This is a genomic window from Alcaligenes faecalis, assembly GCF_002443155.1.
Classification (GTDB): Bacteria; Pseudomonadota; Gammaproteobacteria; order Burkholderiales; family Burkholderiaceae_B; genus Alcaligenes; species Alcaligenes faecalis.
Genome location: NZ_CP023667.1, coordinates 1,148,269 through 1,164,235, shown reverse-complemented (window position 1 = coordinate 1,164,235; position 15,967 = coordinate 1,148,269). Strand labels below are relative to the sequence as shown.

The following is a 15,967-nucleotide window of genomic DNA, read 5'->3' as shown; positions in this document are numbered from 1 at the left end:
GAGTGCATCGACATGAACGCCAAAATGGCCGCGGCGACCGCCGCTATTCTCTGGGGCTTTACCTACATTCTGACCACGACCTGGTTGCCACCGAACCCTTTGTTCCTGGCGGCTGTCCGGGCCTTGGGGGGCGCGGTTGTCCTGCTAGTACTGGTACGCAGCTTGCCACCTCGTGAGTGGTGGGGGCGTCTGGCCGTGCTGGGAACCCTGAACACGGGCCTGTTCTTTGGTCTGTTCTTTATCGCTGCCACTCGCCTGCCCGGTGGCGTGGCTGCCATCTTCCAGGCACTGACACCACTGGCCACCATCTTCATTGCCTGGGGCATTTTGCGTGCTCGCCCGGCCTTGATGCGTATTGGTGCCGTTCTATTGGGCGCCCTGGGCGTGTCGCTGGTGGTCTTGTCCAGCCAGGCCACACTGGATCTGATCGGCATTGCCGCCGCCTTGGGCAGCATGTTGTCCATTGCGACCGGTGGAGTCTTGATGAACAAATGGGGTGCACCACCGATCCCCTTGCTGGGCTTTACCGGCTGGCAGCTTCTGATTGCCGGTGTGGAGTTGACCATCATTGCGCTGCTGACTCAAGACATTCCAAGCCAGCTCATTCCTGTGCATTGGCTGGGTCTGTTCTTGCTGGCAACCGTCCTGACTGCTGGTCCCTTCGCCCTTTGGTTTAGCGCCATCAAGCAGTTGGGTGCTGTTACCGTTGCCCCCTTCATGCTGCTGGTGCCTGTCACCGCCTTTATTCTGGACGCGCTGATCAAGGGCATCTGGCCAACCACGCTGCAACTGGTGGGTGTGGCTCTGGTCATGGGTGGTCTGGTCTTGAGCCAGCAGACCCTGGCCGTCGCACGCTCCACACTGGAAGCGTCGGTGCACAAGCCCTGATCGTCCCCCAAGGAGGAGACATCATGAACCACGTCATACAAGAATTACTACGTTCACGAGTGTATTTTGTGCTGGCTACTCTGCTCCTGACCTACATTTTCTGGTGGAGTGGCGTGAACAAGATTTGGGACTTCAGCGCTGCAAAAAGAGAGATGGCCCACTTCGGGCTGGAGCCCCAGGCTTTGTTTGCAGTGCTGACCATTACGGTTCAACTGCTGGGCAGCTGGCTGATTATCAGCGCCAGTCGTCTGGCCTGGCTCGGAGCACTGATGCTCAGTGTCTTTGCCTTGTCCACTATTCCGCTGGCACATCGGTTTTGGGAGATGCAGGGACTGGAAGCCTTTCTGGAACAAGCCTTGGTGCAAGACCATCTCAGTGTGATCGGCGGGCTGGCCGTGGCAGCAGCCTTGGCTCATGCTTACCGGCAGACACGTCAATAAGCACTGCACCAAGCGCCTTGCTTGAGAAAAAACCGGCAGACACGTCTAGATGTCTGCCGGTTTTTTTACAAGGCCGCTTCAGCTTGATCGGGATCGCGCTGCACGTCAAAACCTGCAGCCCGCCAGGCTTCCAACCCGCCTTCCAAAGGGCGCACCCGGCTATAGCCACTTTGCAGCAAACGCTTGGACACCAGGGCCGCGGACACCTCGTTGGGGCAATCGCAATACACAATAATTTCCCCGTCGGTAATCAAATTCAGCGTAGCCTCACCCAAAGCCAGACTGATCGCCCCAGGAATACGTCCCTGGGCCTGCATAAGGGTCGAACGCACATCCACAATCGTGGGTGGCGTGTCCGAGGACAACATCTGATGCAGCTCCTGCACACTGACACGCTCCATGCACAAGGATTTCATGAAGCGATGTCGCTGCCACCACTTTCTGGCAATGAACACAGCCAAAGCCAGTGCCAGCAAAATTCCGCCCACCACACCCAGGCTGATCAGCACATTCAACAGCTCATCCACCGCCGAGCTGAACAAGGAGCCCAGAAACACGGCAGAGCCGGCCCAGACCGCAGCCCCGATAATGTCGTAAAGCAGGAAGCTTCTTCTTGGCGTACCCACCGTACCGGCCAGCACACTGGCAATCGAGGCAAAGCCCGGTATGAACTTGGCCACCATCAAGGACGGTGCGCCCCAGCGCATATAAATGGATTCGGTCTGACGAATACAGGAATCCGGCGAGAGGGAAATCTTGCACAGCAAGGCCAGCAGCCTGCCGCCATAGCGTCGCCCAGCCAGATACCAGCCGTAGTCCGCAATCATCGCGCCCAGTACGGCAAAACCCAGCAAGCTCCACAAGCTGTAGCCGCCCGACTCATGCAAGGCACCCGTTACCACCAGCACCGGATAGGCAGGAATAGGCGCGCCTGCCTGCTCCACCAGGACATTGAAAAACACGATCAACAGACCGTGTTGCTCGATAAGTTGCAGAATCGATTCGACCATATAAAGACGCACAGAAATTGCCAGACAGCCAGTATTGTAGGCCGATGACAGCCAATTTCTGTTGCAGCCTCACCGTATCCGGGAATAGCTGCCATGCAAAAAACGGGACGTTTTCACAGGCATTGGAAGAAAAAGGCTCAACGTCCTCCCCCACGCCCCTCTATGCCCGAGCACCAGCCACAAAACCCCTCAACAAACAAGAACTATTCTCATTAAAAGCCTACAGGTTAACGCTAGTAGTCATCGCTTTTTAGCTGTCTATACAATAGCGGCGTCAATAACGGTTCAGGTGAGAGTCTTCACTTTGATGAAGCGCCGACGGAGCAACGACCCCGGAATCTCTCAGGCAAAAGAATCCTGAACCTTTGACCATCTGGAGAGAGGCACACCAGTGCCCACCGAAGGGGACCATCGCGAACCGATGGATAAGCTCTCAGGTAAACGGACAGAGGGGGTACAGAGGCCATATGGTCTTTGTTCACCTATTCGTCCGGAGCCTATCTATGAGCAGATAGTCGGGTGCCATTTTCTGGCCGCCTGACACCACAACCCTATTCCCATTTCAATTCGCACACAGGTCTGTTTTGACATTTCATGTCGTCAGAACAAGGAGGACTGCTGTGCGCTCCGTACCCTATTTAGATCGGCATCAAGAAAACCGTCCTTGAGGACGGGTTGTGCCCTTTGTTTTCTCGCAGCACAGTCATAATTACGCATTTGAACGAAAAAAAATTAGGAGAACAGTGTGTCTCAGCAACATTCATCTGGACTGCAGCGCTCGTTGAAAAACCGGCACCTGCAACTGATAGCAATTGGAGGCGCTATCGGTACAGGGCTATTTATGGGATCAGGCCGCACCATTAGCCTGGCCGGACCCTCGGTCTTGTTTACCTACATGATCATCGGGTTCTTTTTATTCTTTGTTATGCGGGCGATGGGAGAACTGCTCCTGCATAACCTGGAATACAAATCTTTTGTGGATTTCTCCGCCGATATTCTCGGGCCCACCATGGGCTACTTTCTGGGCTGGAGTTATTGGTTCTGCTGGGTGGTGATTGGTATTGCAGATATTGTCGCCATTACCGGCTATACCCAATTCTGGTGGCCGGACATTCCGCTCTGGTTACCCGGCCTGGCCTGCATTGCCTTCTTGCTGATCTTTAACCTGCTGTCGGCCAAATTGTTTGGCGAGCTGGAGTTCTGGTTTGCCCTGGTCAAGATCATCGCCATTGTGGCCCTGATTGGTGTGGGTGCTTACCTGCTGTTCACCGGCTTTGTCGGCCCAACCGGCGAAAAAGCCAGCCTGACCCACTTGTGGGATCGCGGTGGCATGTTCCCCAATGGCCTGCATGGTTTCTTTGCCGCCTTCCAGATCGCCATCTTTGCTTTCGTGGGGATTGAGCTGGTGGGTACGGCTTCTGCTGAAACAGCAGACCCAGCCAAGAACCTGCCCAAAGCCATCAACAAGATTCCCGTTCGCGTGATTGTATTTTACGTGCTGGCCCTGACCGCCATCATGACCGTCACCCCCTGGGATATTGTTGCGCCCAACAAGAGCCCGTTTGTGAATATGTTCTTGCTGATTGGCGTGGGTGCCGCTGCAGCCATCATCAACTTTGTGGTGCTGACCTCGGCCCTGTCGTCCGCCAATAGCGGCATGTTCTCGACTGGCCGCATGTTGTACGGTCTGTCCAAGAACAAGCTGGCTCCGGAGGCATTCAGCCAGTTGTCGCGTAACGGCACTCCCCGTAACGGTCTGATCTATTCTTGCGCCCTTTTGCTGTCCAGCCTGTTCCTGCTTTACGCAGAAGGCGACGTAATGCGTGTGTTCACCATTGTGACCACCGTGGCCAGCATCTGCTTTATCTTTGTCTGGGCCGTGATTCTGATCACCTACCTGAAGTACCGTCGCATTCGCCCTGAGGCCCATGCCGCATCGAGCTACAAAATGCCCTTTGCGATTCCCATGTGCTACCTGACCCTGGCGTTCTTTGCCTTTGCGCTGTACTTGTTCAGCCAGGAGGAAGAAACCCTGATCGGTCTGATCGCCACGCCATTCTGGTTCCTGGCCTTGTTCATTTGCCTGCCTTTCTACAAGAAACGCATGAAGCAGGATCTGGCCCTGGGCCTGGCGGCGCAAAGCGTACGCTAAGTTGTGATGGACACAACACGGTTCTACCAAGAACCGTGTTGCCGCAGTCGGGTCTGGCCTCGTTCTACAAAACCTGGCTGGCACACACTGGCAACACTCCAACTCGCTGTCCTTGGGCAGTAGAACTGGAACGAGGCTGGAGCCCGACTGCAAAAAGCCACCCAAGCGGGTGGCTTTTTAATGCAGATTGCATAAGGGGGATTCAAGTATATTCAGCTTCGTTCACAGCCCTGATCCCCAACTGGCTTAGAACTGGTAACGCATATTCACCGTGAAGTTTCTTGGCGGCCCCCAGGAATACTGAATACGCCCAAAGTCCCGCAAGCCGGACATGTATTTCTTGTCAAACACATTATTCACATTCGCCCCCAGACTCAGGTGCTTGTTGACCTGATAGCGGGCCATCATGTCGAACACCCAGTAAGAAGGCTGATCCATCAAACGGGCCGAAGCCTTACTTTGCCAGCGTGCAGCCACACCGACAGACAGACCCGGCAAGTTTTCTCGGAAGCGATAGCTGCTGGCCAGTTTGAACTGATGCTTGGGCACAATATCCGTAGCCTGCAAGCTGCTGCTGTTCTGTACATAGCTGCCCTGCAACTGCCAGCCCGGAGCCACTTCACCCGACAGCTCCAGCTCGTAACCCCGGCGTGTGGCGCCATTGACTGCACGGTAAATCGTTTCCCCGGTGGGACGCACTTCGCCGGTGGACTCTGCCGTGTTGTCCGTCTTCATCCAGAAGCGGGCCACGCTGGCATTCAAGGCACCATCAAAGAACTCGCCCTTGGCACCCAGCTCGTAGGTCAAACCACGTTCCGGGTCCAGCGTATTGCCATCAATATCCTTGGCGCTTTGTGCCTTGAATATGCTGGCGTAACTACCGTAAACAGAAATCTGCTCAGTCAGATCCACAACCAGACCCGCATACGGTGTCAACACGCCGTGCTGCTTGAAATCGTTATTGCTGTAGGAGTACGGGGTTTCATCAAACTGCTTGAAGTCGGTATATCGAACACCACCAATCAACTTCACCGGGTCTGCCAGGCTGAACAAACCCGCCGCATACAGCGAATTGCGTTGCGAGCTGAAGTAACTGTGATTATCAATCGGCATGGTGGTGAAATCCGGCATTGGCAACACACCGCCACCGCCGTTGTAGTCCAGGCCTACGTTGGTAAAACGGTCACCACCGGCATAGGACTCGGTGGTCGTCCGGTAGGTATCGGCCCCAAAACGCAGCTCGTGCTGACGCCCGAACAGATTAAATGGCCCTTGCACTTCCAAAGCCAGATTACGGTTGCGGGTTTCATAATCACGATCCCAGGTCATGTCCACTACAGCAGGAACCCCGGTAAACCAGATCCCCGATTGACCGCCCGGATTCACCGTCTTGTCCAGGCTGCCTTTCAGAGTGGCCGACCAATCGTTCTCGAAGCGATGAGTCAAATCCAGAAACAGCGTATTGGTCTTTTGCTCGTAACCGGACCAGGGCGCCGCGACATTGAAACCCCGAGGCTTCAGACCCAAAAACTGCCCATCAGCGGCATAAGCCTGAATCATGGCCGTGCCCGCAGTTCCATCCTGTGTACGGTTCTTGTGGGTAAAACTGACCGTCAACAAGGTGCGATCGGTCAGGTCCGCTTCCACAATCCCATAAAAGGTCTTGCTGCTATTTTTCACATAATCCTGAAAGCTCTTGCCATCCGCCGCAGCGGCTACCAGACGCCCACGCACCGAACCACTTTTGTTCAAGGGCGAGCTGATGTCAGCATCCACCCGATAGTTATCCCAACTGCCGGCGGCTGCACCAACACTGGCCTGAAACTGATCCGTGGGACGCTTACGTATCATGTTCACTGTGCCCCCGTAAGCACCATCTCCAGTCATCAAACCGGACGAACCTTTCAGGACCTCGATACGATCAATCTCGGCCATATCGTCCATGGAGTACTGGGTCTGCGTATTGATCAGCCAGCCACTGGCCTTCTGACGCATCCCGTCGGTCTGCATATTCACAGCCGAACCCCGAATCGCGAAGTTGAAAGCATCGCCCTGCTGGTCTACCGACACACCGGGAGTTTGCTCCAGCACATCAGACAATTTGTACAAGTTGAAGTCATCCAGACGCTCGCGCGTCATGACAGTGATGGACTGCGGCGTCTCGCGCAACGACAAATCAAAACCCGTCGCCGTGCGACTAGGCCCGGCCGCCGTATAAGAACCCGAGCCTTCCGTGACAGGACTGGCAGCGCGCACCTTGATGGCTGCCAGCTCCTCCACATCCACCTTCTTGCGCAGATGGATCGTGTTGCCAGTGCGGGTGTAAGCAATACCCGTGCCCTGCAGCAACTTGTCCAAAGCCGCTTCCGGCGCCATGCGACCAGACACGGACTGAGCCTTGATACCGCGCACCAGGTCGGAGGTGTAAATAAACTGGAAAGAGGTTTGCTGGCCTAATTGCAGCAAGGCATCACCCAAGGACGAGGACGGAATGGAGACCGTCACATCCGCTTGCTGGGCAAAGGAAACAGCGGGGACAAGCGTAGCCGATAAAGCCAGGGCAAGCGCCAATTTCAAGGCAGGCGCAGCCAAAGGGAAACGAACCGCACGCCCAGCCGGGGCGCACAAACGAGAGGAACGGAGAGTCACAGAGGTCTTCCTAACAGACAGAGGTCCTGTAGATGTACGAATGGGTATCCCTTTGGCCAAAGGATGGGGGCAGACCACACGGAGAGTGCGGAAAACCTGCCTTCATAGGTACAACGGATGGGGGGTGGAAAACCCTGAATGGGAGCTTGACGGAGTGTATAACTGACGAGCAAACCACTATTGAGGCAACCGAATTAGTGCTCAGTTAAGTTCCATTTTAAATAGATCTCATTTTTCTATAACTTACTTGATAAAAACATACCTATATCTGCTTTCAGCCCCAATCGGGTCTTCGGGTCCGGAAAACAGCCATAAATTTTACGAGGCTCATCGGCAATCTTATTTCTCAGCGTCAACTTTTACTACAGCCCTTATCACCCTCAGAACATCTTTCGACATAGAGCATACCTTTTAGCGACTCCGAACAACCACAACTCACTACCTCGCACGCCAATTGCTGGAGACCCACGCAAATCTGCCAAAAACCTGAGCTGTCAGCTAGAATCATGCAATCGTTATCAAACTACGAAACCAATCCTATGAAATCAATTGCTTTTTTCACCAACAAGGGCGGTGTTGGCAAAACGACGCTGACATGCAACTTAGCCGCTTATCTGGCAATTCATAAAGGAAAGAAAATCCTGATAGTGGACGCAGATCCCCAAACGAACGCTACTCAATACATGTTTAAAGATAGCGTTTTAAAAGAAATTTACGACAAGAAATCAGCCTTCACAATTTATTCAATGGCTCGACCTCTTTCGCAGGGGAAAGGTTATTCTACAGATAATAAATACAGAAAATCCTCCACCTTTAAAGTAGATGTATTATTGGGTGACCCACGTCTTGCACTAATCGAAGATACGCTCGCGGCGGACTGGAATTCAGGTGGTGTACGTGGTATTCGCACCACATACATGTTTCGGGAATTTCTCAGCAAATGCGAAGATTACGATTATGTTTTTTTCGATATGGGGCCATCATTAGGATCAATTAATAGAGCCGTATTAATTGCCTGCGATTATTTTATCTTGCCATTATCCATGGATATTTTCAGCATACGTGCAACTGAAAACATTTCAACATGGCTGAAAGACTGGAAGCGACGCCTAGATTTGCAACTCAGTGCGCTCCCTGATGCTGACGAAACTGAAATTTCAGACCTAAGCTTTAGGCTACGCCTTCTCGGCTACGTAAATCAGCAATACACGGCAAAACGAGATGCTTCGGGCGAACGAAGGGCAGTCAAAGCATACGAAAAAATCATGTCAGAAGTACCACAGGCGATCGAAAAAACCTTATTGAAAGACCAGGCTAAGCCTGTTGGCCTCAATTACCAACTCGGGTCAATCCCAAATCTACACAGCTTAATTCCGATGTCACAAAACAGCCGCAAGCCTGTATTTGAACTTAAAAATGCAGACGGCATCGTAGGAGCTCATTTCACCAAGGTCAATGAATCATTAGAGTTGTTCACCGGTATTGCTGCAAATTTCAATTACAGCATTGAGGTCTTGAATGATTTCGTGGCCTGATGATCTAGTGTCCGCGATTGCGAGGCGGCGTTCGGTATTGTTTTTAGGAGCAGGCGCCTCCATGACGTCTCTCAATGCAGCAGGTCAAACCCCTCCCTCATGGAAGAGTTTCTTAGAGGCAGGGATTACGCGCTGCACAGGAAGTAAAACTGAGATGAAAAGGCTCTTAAACAATGGAGATTATCTTAGTTGTTGCCAACTTATAAAATATAAACTGGAACACGATTGGATTCCTTTTGTAGAGCAACAATTTTTAAATCCACAGTTTCTTCCCAATGAGCTTCATAAGGCCGTATTCTCACTAGACTCATCGATTGTTCTAACGCCAAATTTTGATAAAATATTTGATAACTATGCGACAGCCCAGAGTCATAATCTGTTAAAAGTAAAAAAATATTATGACGATGACATTCCCAGGGTGTTAAGAGGAGGAGGAAATCAACGATTAATTTTGAAAATCCACGGATGTATAGATACTCCAGACAAGTTAATATTTACACGCGAAGACTATGCCGATATCCGAAATAAAAATGCTAATTTTTATAAAGCTATCGACGCGCTTGTTCTGACTCATACTTTCCTTTTCATCGGATGCGGAATGAACGATCCTGATCTAGCATTGGTGCTGGAGCAATATGCACGTTCATTCGGAGCGGCACCACCCCAGTATGTTGCTCTCTCAGGGAAAATATCTAGCGAATACAAAAAAATGCTTTCGAAAAACTATAACCTGAAGGTTCTTGAATATTCACCCGCACAAGACCATAAACAATTGCTAGATTCAGTACACAAGCTAGTGGATCTTGTGGAAATAGAAAGAGCAAACCTTGCTGGCTCAACCTTATGGTAGCGAAACAAAAGTGAGAGCAGCCAATTCCAGTTAACAGACCTGATACCCTATCATGGAAAATAAAAAAGATTTCAGAACAACCAATTACTCAGCTAATTTACAAGGAAAACAGAAAATAAAATTACTGAAATACCGTACGTAGAAGCCTAATTTTTTATTCGATAATAAAAATAAATTGTAGAAGCCAGACCACTTAACAATTCTCTGTAACCAAAAAAATTAATCACCTTTCTGCCTAAAAAATACGACCCACTCATTTTACTAAGCGTTAGAAACTAGCCTTACTCATCAAAGGAGTCACAATGTCTTGGGACACTGCGCTTCAACAACTTGATAGACATGATGTCGTCGAATTCGGTATTCATCAAATGAATGAAAAAACAGGAACTCCTAAATGGCGAAGACATCGTGGAGGAACACAATCTCGATTTAGCTCGGTTCGATCGGCACTTTTTTCTCCAAACAAGGGTGCAAGAGCAGCATGTCTTGGTATCTCCTTATATGCGACAGACCGTTACTCCTGCGGAGATACCTCGGTTGTTCCATATGTTGCCGTTTGGTTGCAAGGTGAATACTTAGCTTTCTTAGTAAGAGCTGGCTCAACCAATCCCGAAGTAACACTAGTACCAGTCTCCTCTCTCCAAAACCTAACAAGCGATACTCATGAGCACCTGCTCACTAATTTAGCTCACATATTTGGCGACGGAGCTAGGTCATATGGAGTACGCCACTTAACGAGTGACACAATTCAATCACCTTAAACTATTGTCCTTAGGTCGACTCACAACAAGATGGCAAAAAAAGTTGGCAATATTTTTTAGCACTAAAGACTCTTTTTGTCTGACTCAAAATCAATTAACAAAGCGGCAAACTCATCGCGCTCTGCCTCCCCCCGCAACCCCACTACTCTAGAATCAACACAAATCGCCCATCCGAACGGGTCACCACCATCACCGGCAATTGCTCCTGCAACGCCAACAAAAAGCCCTGCGCATCTTCGATATTAAAAACACCCGCCATGCGCAGGCGCTTGAGTTTTTCGTCCATCAGCTCAATCGGTTCAGGCAGATAGCGGTTCATTTCCTGCACGACTTCATCCAGGGTCTGATCCCGGAATACCACTTTGCCTTGTCGCCAGGCGGTACGTGCCGCTACATCCGTGCGCTGCACCGACCAGGCCTGCTCTTCGCTACCCTGCGCCAACATGCCCGGTGTCAGCGATGCTTGTTGGCGATTCCACCAGGGCCCGGACGAGACTTGGACGGAGCCTTCGGTTACGGCGACCTCTACATTGCCTTGGGCATGACGACGCACATTGAATACAGTGCCTGTGACTTCAACCTGCACTTGCCCGGCATCCACGATGAAAGGACGGTTCTTGTCACTTTGAACCGCAAACATCGCTTCCCCTTTCAGCAAGCTCAACTGACGCCGGTGAGTCTGATAGTGCAGTACCAACTCCGTGGAAACATTCATATGGACTTCGGAGCCATCGGGTAGCGTCACGGTTCTTTGTTCACCGAAGGCAGTGGTGTAGCTCAGCGCGTGGCTGACGGTATCTTGTTGAGCGATGTAAACACCGCCTGCTCCTAGTAGGGCGACGGTGCCAAGCGTGGCACCTTGCCAGAGAAAACGGCGGCGTGCTGCGTTGGGGGGGACGGCAAAGGAAGCCCTGGACGACTCATTTGATCCGTATGCGCCTGTAGGCGACCCGGAACCCGAGTTCATCGACTCTGAAAAATTACGCATCGATGCAGGATGGGAGCCAGACTCGGAGTCAAAAGCCTGCGTTGAAGCGGAGCTGGTATGAGCAGTCGGGATCGAAGCTAAATCAGCATCATCCAGCATCTCCCGCAATTCCTCATCCGGAATCAGCAAGCTGCTTTGCCAGATGCTCTCCAGGGCCCGATACTCAAACTCATTCTGGCTATCTGCCTGTCGCCACTCCAGAAACCGCTTTTCCTCTGCCACGCTGAAATCGCCCGAGTGCACACGCGCAAACCAGTAGGCAGCGGCATCGTGGGGATTGTCAGGAAGGGAGGAAGATTCTGAGGTCATGGAAAGCAGCAAAATACAAAGAGCAGACAGCCGGGATTGTTAGTCTTGCCTACGCGGGCCAAGTGCCCTTTGTCCTCTTAATGGGGAGCATGATTTTTCAGGCGCTCACGCAGATGGCGCATGGCCTGGATCATGTATTTCTCGACCATATTCACGGAAATGTTCAGCTTGTCTGCAATTTCCGCTTGAGTATATCCCTCCAGCCGGTGCCACAAGAAGACTTGCCGACATTTGGGTGACAACTCGCTCAAGGCCTCTTTCAAGGAGGACAGCAACTGCGAAGTGCGTATGGAACTGTCAGAGTCGTGCTCCAAAGGGTGCTCGTCCTCCCCCAGCTGATGCAAAGGCACAGTCTCCAAAAAATTGGAATGACGATGCACATCAATCAAACGATTGCGCACGCTGCGATGAAAGTAGGCACGCGGATTGGGGTTGGGCAGGCCGGGCCAATCCGCTTCCAGGGCGCGCACCATGACATCGTGAGTAGCATCCTCGGCCTCAGCCCGATTACCCGAGCGCCGCGCCCACACGCCGATCAGCTCGCCATAGTAGGCGAGCCAAGGTTTTTTGGACGTGGGGGAACGGGCCATGGAGCAAATCAGAGAAACGCGGGAAGTGCATGATATTAGCAAATAATTCTCATTATCAGATAGATGCTGTGGAATATCTGCCAAAACCAGGGCTCCTACGTCGTACTACACACAAGAGAAGAACGGTTCTCAGCCGCTAATCTCAATTCCCTGCGCCAGCCCTTTACAGATATCAAACCAAGCATGAACGGATGAGTAAATCATCTCTATTTACGCCTTATTACCCTTAATTATTTAATTCAGGTTGACGTAAGGGTAAACCCAAGTTGTGACCGTCCCGATCTTGCTCATAGACTAAAACAGAGATGTCGCCCATAAAAACGAACATAAGGGACAAGCATGGTTTTGCGTCTAATCGACTCAACGAATGAATGGATAGGGAGGCTCATCTCCTTTATCGCCATTATTTTCTCCACCATCATTATTTACGAAGTGTTCATGCGCTACGTGATGAATCAGCCCACTCGCTGGACTTTTGACGTCACCAAGCAGCTATATGGGTTTTACTTTCTGATGCTGGGTGCCTACGCGCTTAAACACCAGGCCCATGTCCGGGTGGATCTGCTAATCAACCGCTTTTCCCCCACTGTCCGCAAATGGACCGAGATTGCGGGCTATCTGATTTTCTTCTTCCCCTTTGCCTGGGTCTTTCTGACTCGCAGCTACGATTTCGCCATGCGCTCGTTAGCTCAAGGTGAAACCACCTACGGCGCGGTGCAATTGCCCGTTTATCCCTTGAAGATGTCCATGGTTCTTGCCGCTGCACTGCTGCTGTTGCAAGGCATTGCTGAAGTCGTCCGTTTGCTGATTCATAAGGAAGCCCCCCGCCATGACGCCTGAACTGATTGCATTGGTGATGGGTGGCCTGCTGTTGCTGGGGCTGTTCATGGGTCATCCCTTGGCCTTTGTTCTGGGCAGCACGGCCGTTATCGGTGCGCTGGTCGCGGGCAAGCCCATGGTGCTGGGCATTGTGGTCAACCGCATTTACGGCGATGTTCTGGACAACTACACGCTGATCGCCATCCCCTTGTTCATCCTGATGGCACGCTTTTTGTCTGACTCCGAAGTAACCGACAAAATGTTCGAGGCCTTGCGCCTGCTGATGTCCCGCGTTCGTGGCGGGCTGGCGCTGGCGGTGGTGTTCATCTCCATTTTGCTGGCCGCTACCACAGGCATTATTGGTGCTTCCATTACGGTCACCGGCATGATGGCCCTGCGTCCCATGTTGCGATACGGCTACTGCCCCAAGCTCACCACAGGGGTGATTGCGGCCTCGGGGTGTTTAGGTATTTTGATTCCACCTTCCATCATGCTGATCTTGATGGCCAGCTACTCCCCGCTGTCTATCGGTGAGTTGTTTGCTGGCGCGCTGATTCCTGGCGTGCTGCTGGGCCTGCTCTATGCCGTGTGGGTCGTGTTTGTTGCCTGGCGTCACCCGGAACGCGCTCCTTCCGTGGAGCCCGATGAAAAGATCTCCAGACCCGCCTTGATCCGCATGCTGCTGGTGGAAGCCGTGCCCCCCATCTTTCTGATTCTGGGCATTCTGGGCTCCATGCTGGCCGGTATTGCAACGGCCACCGAAGCCTCGGCCATTGGGGTATTGCTGTCCCTGCTGATCGTTATTTTCCGGGGCAAATTCAAATGGTCCATTTTCCTCAATGCGCTTTACGAAACGGGCCGTACTTCCTCCATGATTTTATTTATCGTGGTAGGTGCAACCGCCTTTACTGGCGTCTTTAATATCACCGGCGGTTTGGGCGCTGCACAAGACCTGATGCGTGGCCTGGATATGGAGCCCTGGCTGCTTATTGTGGTCATGCTGTTGATTATTTTTGTACTGGGCTGCTTTCTGGACTGGACCGGTATTGTCCTCTTGTCCTTCCCGATTCTCTTGCCGATTGTGCAGGAAATGGGCATCAGCCTGCTCTGGTTTGTGATTCTGGTCGCCGTTGTTTTGCAAACCTCTTTCCTGACCCCGCCCTTTGGTTATGCCCTTTTCTATTTGCGGGCCATCACGCCTAAATCTGTGAAGACCATGGAGATCATCAGCGGGGTGGTTCCATTCATTGGCCTGATTATTCTGATGTGCATCTTGCTGGCCATTTTCCCTGGCCTGGCCACTTGGCTACCCACCGTCCTGTACGGAACTTAAATAAAACAAGGAGACACCATGAAGCTAACGAAGAAGGCACTCTTCGCCTTGACCGGCTTTGCCCTGCTGAGCATGAGCGGCCTGAGCCAGGCAGCACAAAAGTGGACCATGACCAGTACCTGGCCCGCCTCCATCGAGCTGGTTGAACTGGACAAGAAGTGGGTGGAACTGGCCAACAAGCTGGTCGGTGACGAGCTGAAAATCGAATTCTACGAAGGTGGCGCCCTGGTGCCGACTGGCGAAGTATTCAGCGCGGTCGAATCCGGCACCATCCAGGCCGGGGCCGACTGGCCGGGCTATTGGGCCGGCCGCAACCCGGCTTTCTCCCCTTTAGGAACACACTCCAGCCTGTTCAACGCGGTTGACTACGCAAACTGGATCAAGGAATGGGGTGGCGCCGAGCTTTATAACGAGATCTACGGCAAGTACGGCATGGTGTACCTCCCCTACGCCATCACCAATAACGAATCCGGCTTCCATACCAATGTGCCGATTCGCAATCTGGAAGAAATCAAGGGCAAGCGCCTGCGTCTCTCTGGTCTGGAACAAGGCAAGGTGCTTGAAAAAATTGGTGGCACGCAGGTGTCCATGGCGGGTCAGGAGCTGTATCAATCGCTTGAGCGTGGCGTGATCGAGGGAGCCGAGTTCTCCACGCCGAACGTGGACGTTTCTGCCGGGCTGCATCAGGTCACCAAGCACTGGACAACGCCGGGTTGGCACCAGTCCGCTTCCGTGTTTGGCGTCATGATCAATAAAACCGCCTGGGATGCACTCAGTGATTCGGCCAAGGAGAAACTGCAAATTGCCGCCGACGCCACCATGATGTGGTCCATCGCTTTTACAGAGAAAAAGGCGACGGAAGGTCTGCGCACCTTCCAGAAAGCTGGCGTGGAAATCCACCGCATGGATGATGAAAGCCTGAAGACCATTCAGCAAGTCACCAACGAGGTGATGATTTCCATGGCTTGCAGCAACCCCGATGCCGCCAAGGTATATGCCAGCCAGATGGAGTATCTGCATGACTACAAGGACTGGCGCGAGACCTCCATGCCCTTTAACCTGGGGCGTCCTATTGACGGCCCAGATCTGGAAAAAATCAAAGCCTGCCTGAAATAAAGCGGCACTCACTCCGTTAAGATTAAAAACGATAGTGGTTCCGCCACTATCGTTTTTTTATGCGCCAAGCCATCAGGTCTGAACGCTTAGGCTTTCTTCAAGTACATAGCCTTCAACAAGTAGCTGATGCCATCAATCTTGCAATCGACTTCATGATCACCACGAACCAGACGTATGCCTTTGGCCTTGGCCCCTTTCTTCAAGGTGCTGGAGCCTTTGACCTTCAAGTCGCGGATCAGAATCACATCGTCGCCCGCGGCCAGCAAGTTGCCGTTGCTGTCTTTAACGATCAGCTCGTCGCCATCGGTCTCAGACTCGGCGACCGGGTCCGCGTCTTGCCATTCATAGCCACAATCGGCACATACCCATTGCTCCGTGTCATGGTAGGTATTTTCCAAGGTGCACTGAGGACAGGGAAGCGGTGTGCTCATATTTTTTTCCTGTAAAAAGCTGGGTGCTGCTGCACCAGAAGTGCGGCCAGTTTAGCCCTTTGCATCAGGAAGACCAAAAACACTGAACTACAATCC

14 protein-coding genes and 1 riboswitch are annotated in these 15,967 nt (G+C 52.2%); of the genes, 9 read left to right on the top strand and 5 right to left on the bottom strand.

Annotated elements, in window-relative coordinates; translation table 11 throughout:
• The first annotated feature begins 12 nt into the window (after nt 1-12).
• Together CPY64_RS05340 and CPY64_RS05335 are read left to right on the top strand one after the other, a co-directional pair.
• Nucleotides 13-888: a DMT family transporter gene (locus tag CPY64_RS05340; RefSeq protein ID WP_080723856.1), complete on the top strand. Its 876-nt coding sequence runs from the start codon at nt 13-15 to the stop codon at nt 886-888.
• Nucleotides 889-911: 23 nt separating this feature from the next.
• On the top strand, nt 912-1,328 hold the full coding sequence (locus CPY64_RS05335) for a DoxX family protein (protein ID WP_042489110.1): 417 nt from the start codon (nt 912-914) through the stop codon (nt 1,326-1,328).
• Between the two features lie 65 nt (nt 1,329-1,393).
• Here the strand turns inward: CPY64_RS05335 and CPY64_RS05330 are convergent, their stop codons facing one another.
• Nucleotides 1,394-2,338 carry a rhodanese-like domain-containing protein gene (locus tag CPY64_RS05330; RefSeq protein ID WP_042489112.1) on the bottom strand — a complete coding sequence of 315 codons (945 nt, stop codon included), beginning with the start codon at nt 2,336-2,338 and terminating at the stop codon, nt 1,394-1,396.
• A 278-nt stretch (nt 2,339-2,616) separates the two neighbouring features.
• Nucleotides 2,617-2,706, top strand: a riboswitch (glycine riboswitch).
• Between the two features lie 377 nt (nt 2,707-3,083).
• Here CPY64_RS05330 and CPY64_RS05325 point away from each other — a divergent pair.
• Entirely contained in the window at nt 3,084-4,490 is a 1,407-nt protein-coding gene (locus tag CPY64_RS05325) for an amino acid permease (RefSeq protein ID WP_042489114.1), read from the top strand.
• Between the two features lie 246 nt (nt 4,491-4,736).
• Here CPY64_RS05325 and CPY64_RS05320 read toward each other — a convergent pair whose 3' ends face one another.
• Entirely contained in the window at nt 4,737-7,139 is a 2,403-nt protein-coding gene (locus tag CPY64_RS05320) for a TonB-dependent siderophore receptor (protein ID WP_226791335.1), read from the bottom strand.
• Between the two features lie 539 nt (nt 7,140-7,678).
• Here CPY64_RS05320 and CPY64_RS05315 point away from each other — a divergent pair.
• The 3 genes from CPY64_RS05315 (at nt 7,679) to CPY64_RS18935 (ending at nt 10,285) form a co-directional block, all read left to right on the top strand.
• Nucleotides 7,679-8,674, top strand: a complete 996-nt coding sequence (locus CPY64_RS05315) for an AAA family ATPase (RefSeq protein WP_042489121.1) — start codon at nt 7,679-7,681, stop codon at nt 8,672-8,674.
• Nucleotides 8,675-8,735: 61 nt separating this feature from the next.
• On the top strand, nt 8,736-9,524 hold the full coding sequence (locus CPY64_RS05310; protein ID WP_157766845.1) for an SIR2 family NAD-dependent protein deacylase: 789 nt from the start codon (nt 8,736-8,738) through the stop codon (nt 9,522-9,524).
• A 302-nt stretch (nt 9,525-9,826) separates the two neighbouring features.
• Nucleotides 9,827-10,285, top strand: coding sequence for a hypothetical protein (locus CPY64_RS18935; protein WP_123794718.1), 459 nt, complete (start codon nt 9,827-9,829; stop codon nt 10,283-10,285).
• A 142-nt stretch (nt 10,286-10,427) separates the two neighbouring features.
• Here the strand turns inward: CPY64_RS18935 and CPY64_RS05300 are convergent, their stop codons facing one another.
• Together CPY64_RS05300 and CPY64_RS05295 are read right to left on the bottom strand one after the other, a co-directional pair.
• Nucleotides 10,428-11,582, bottom strand: a complete 1,155-nt coding sequence (locus tag CPY64_RS05300) for a FecR family protein (protein WP_052363047.1) — start codon at nt 11,580-11,582, stop codon at nt 10,428-10,430.
• Between the two features lie 77 nt (nt 11,583-11,659).
• Entirely contained in the window at nt 11,660-12,172 is a 513-nt protein-coding gene (locus tag CPY64_RS05295) for an RNA polymerase sigma factor (RefSeq protein WP_042489128.1), read from the bottom strand.
• A gap of 339 nt (nt 12,173-12,511) precedes the next feature.
• Here CPY64_RS05295 and CPY64_RS05290 point away from each other — a divergent pair, with 339 nt between their 5' ends.
• From CPY64_RS05290 to dctP, 3 genes are read left to right on the top strand one after another with little or no spacing between them, the layout of a single operon-like run.
• On the top strand, nt 12,512-13,012 hold the full coding sequence (locus CPY64_RS05290; RefSeq protein WP_042489132.1) for a TRAP transporter small permease subunit: 501 nt from the start codon (nt 12,512-12,514) through the stop codon (nt 13,010-13,012).
• Nucleotides 13,002-14,324, top strand: coding sequence for a TRAP transporter large permease (locus tag CPY64_RS05285; protein WP_042489135.1), 1,323 nt, complete (start codon nt 13,002-13,004; stop codon nt 14,322-14,324). Before CPY64_RS05290 ends, CPY64_RS05285 begins: the two co-directional genes overlap by 11 nt.
• 18 nt (nt 14,325-14,342) lie before the next feature.
• Nucleotides 14,343-15,440 carry a TRAP transporter substrate-binding protein DctP gene (gene dctP / locus CPY64_RS05280; RefSeq protein ID WP_042489138.1) on the top strand — a complete coding sequence of 366 codons (1,098 nt, stop codon included), beginning with the start codon at nt 14,343-14,345 and terminating at the stop codon, nt 15,438-15,440.
• 86 nt (nt 15,441-15,526) lie between these two features.
• Here the strand turns inward: dctP and CPY64_RS05275 are convergent, their stop codons facing one another.
• Complete coding sequence (locus CPY64_RS05275) at nt 15,527-15,871, bottom strand: zinc ribbon domain-containing protein YjdM (RefSeq protein ID WP_042489141.1); 345 nt, start codon at nt 15,869-15,871, stop codon at nt 15,527-15,529.
• Nucleotides 15,872-15,967: the final 96 nt, after the last annotated feature.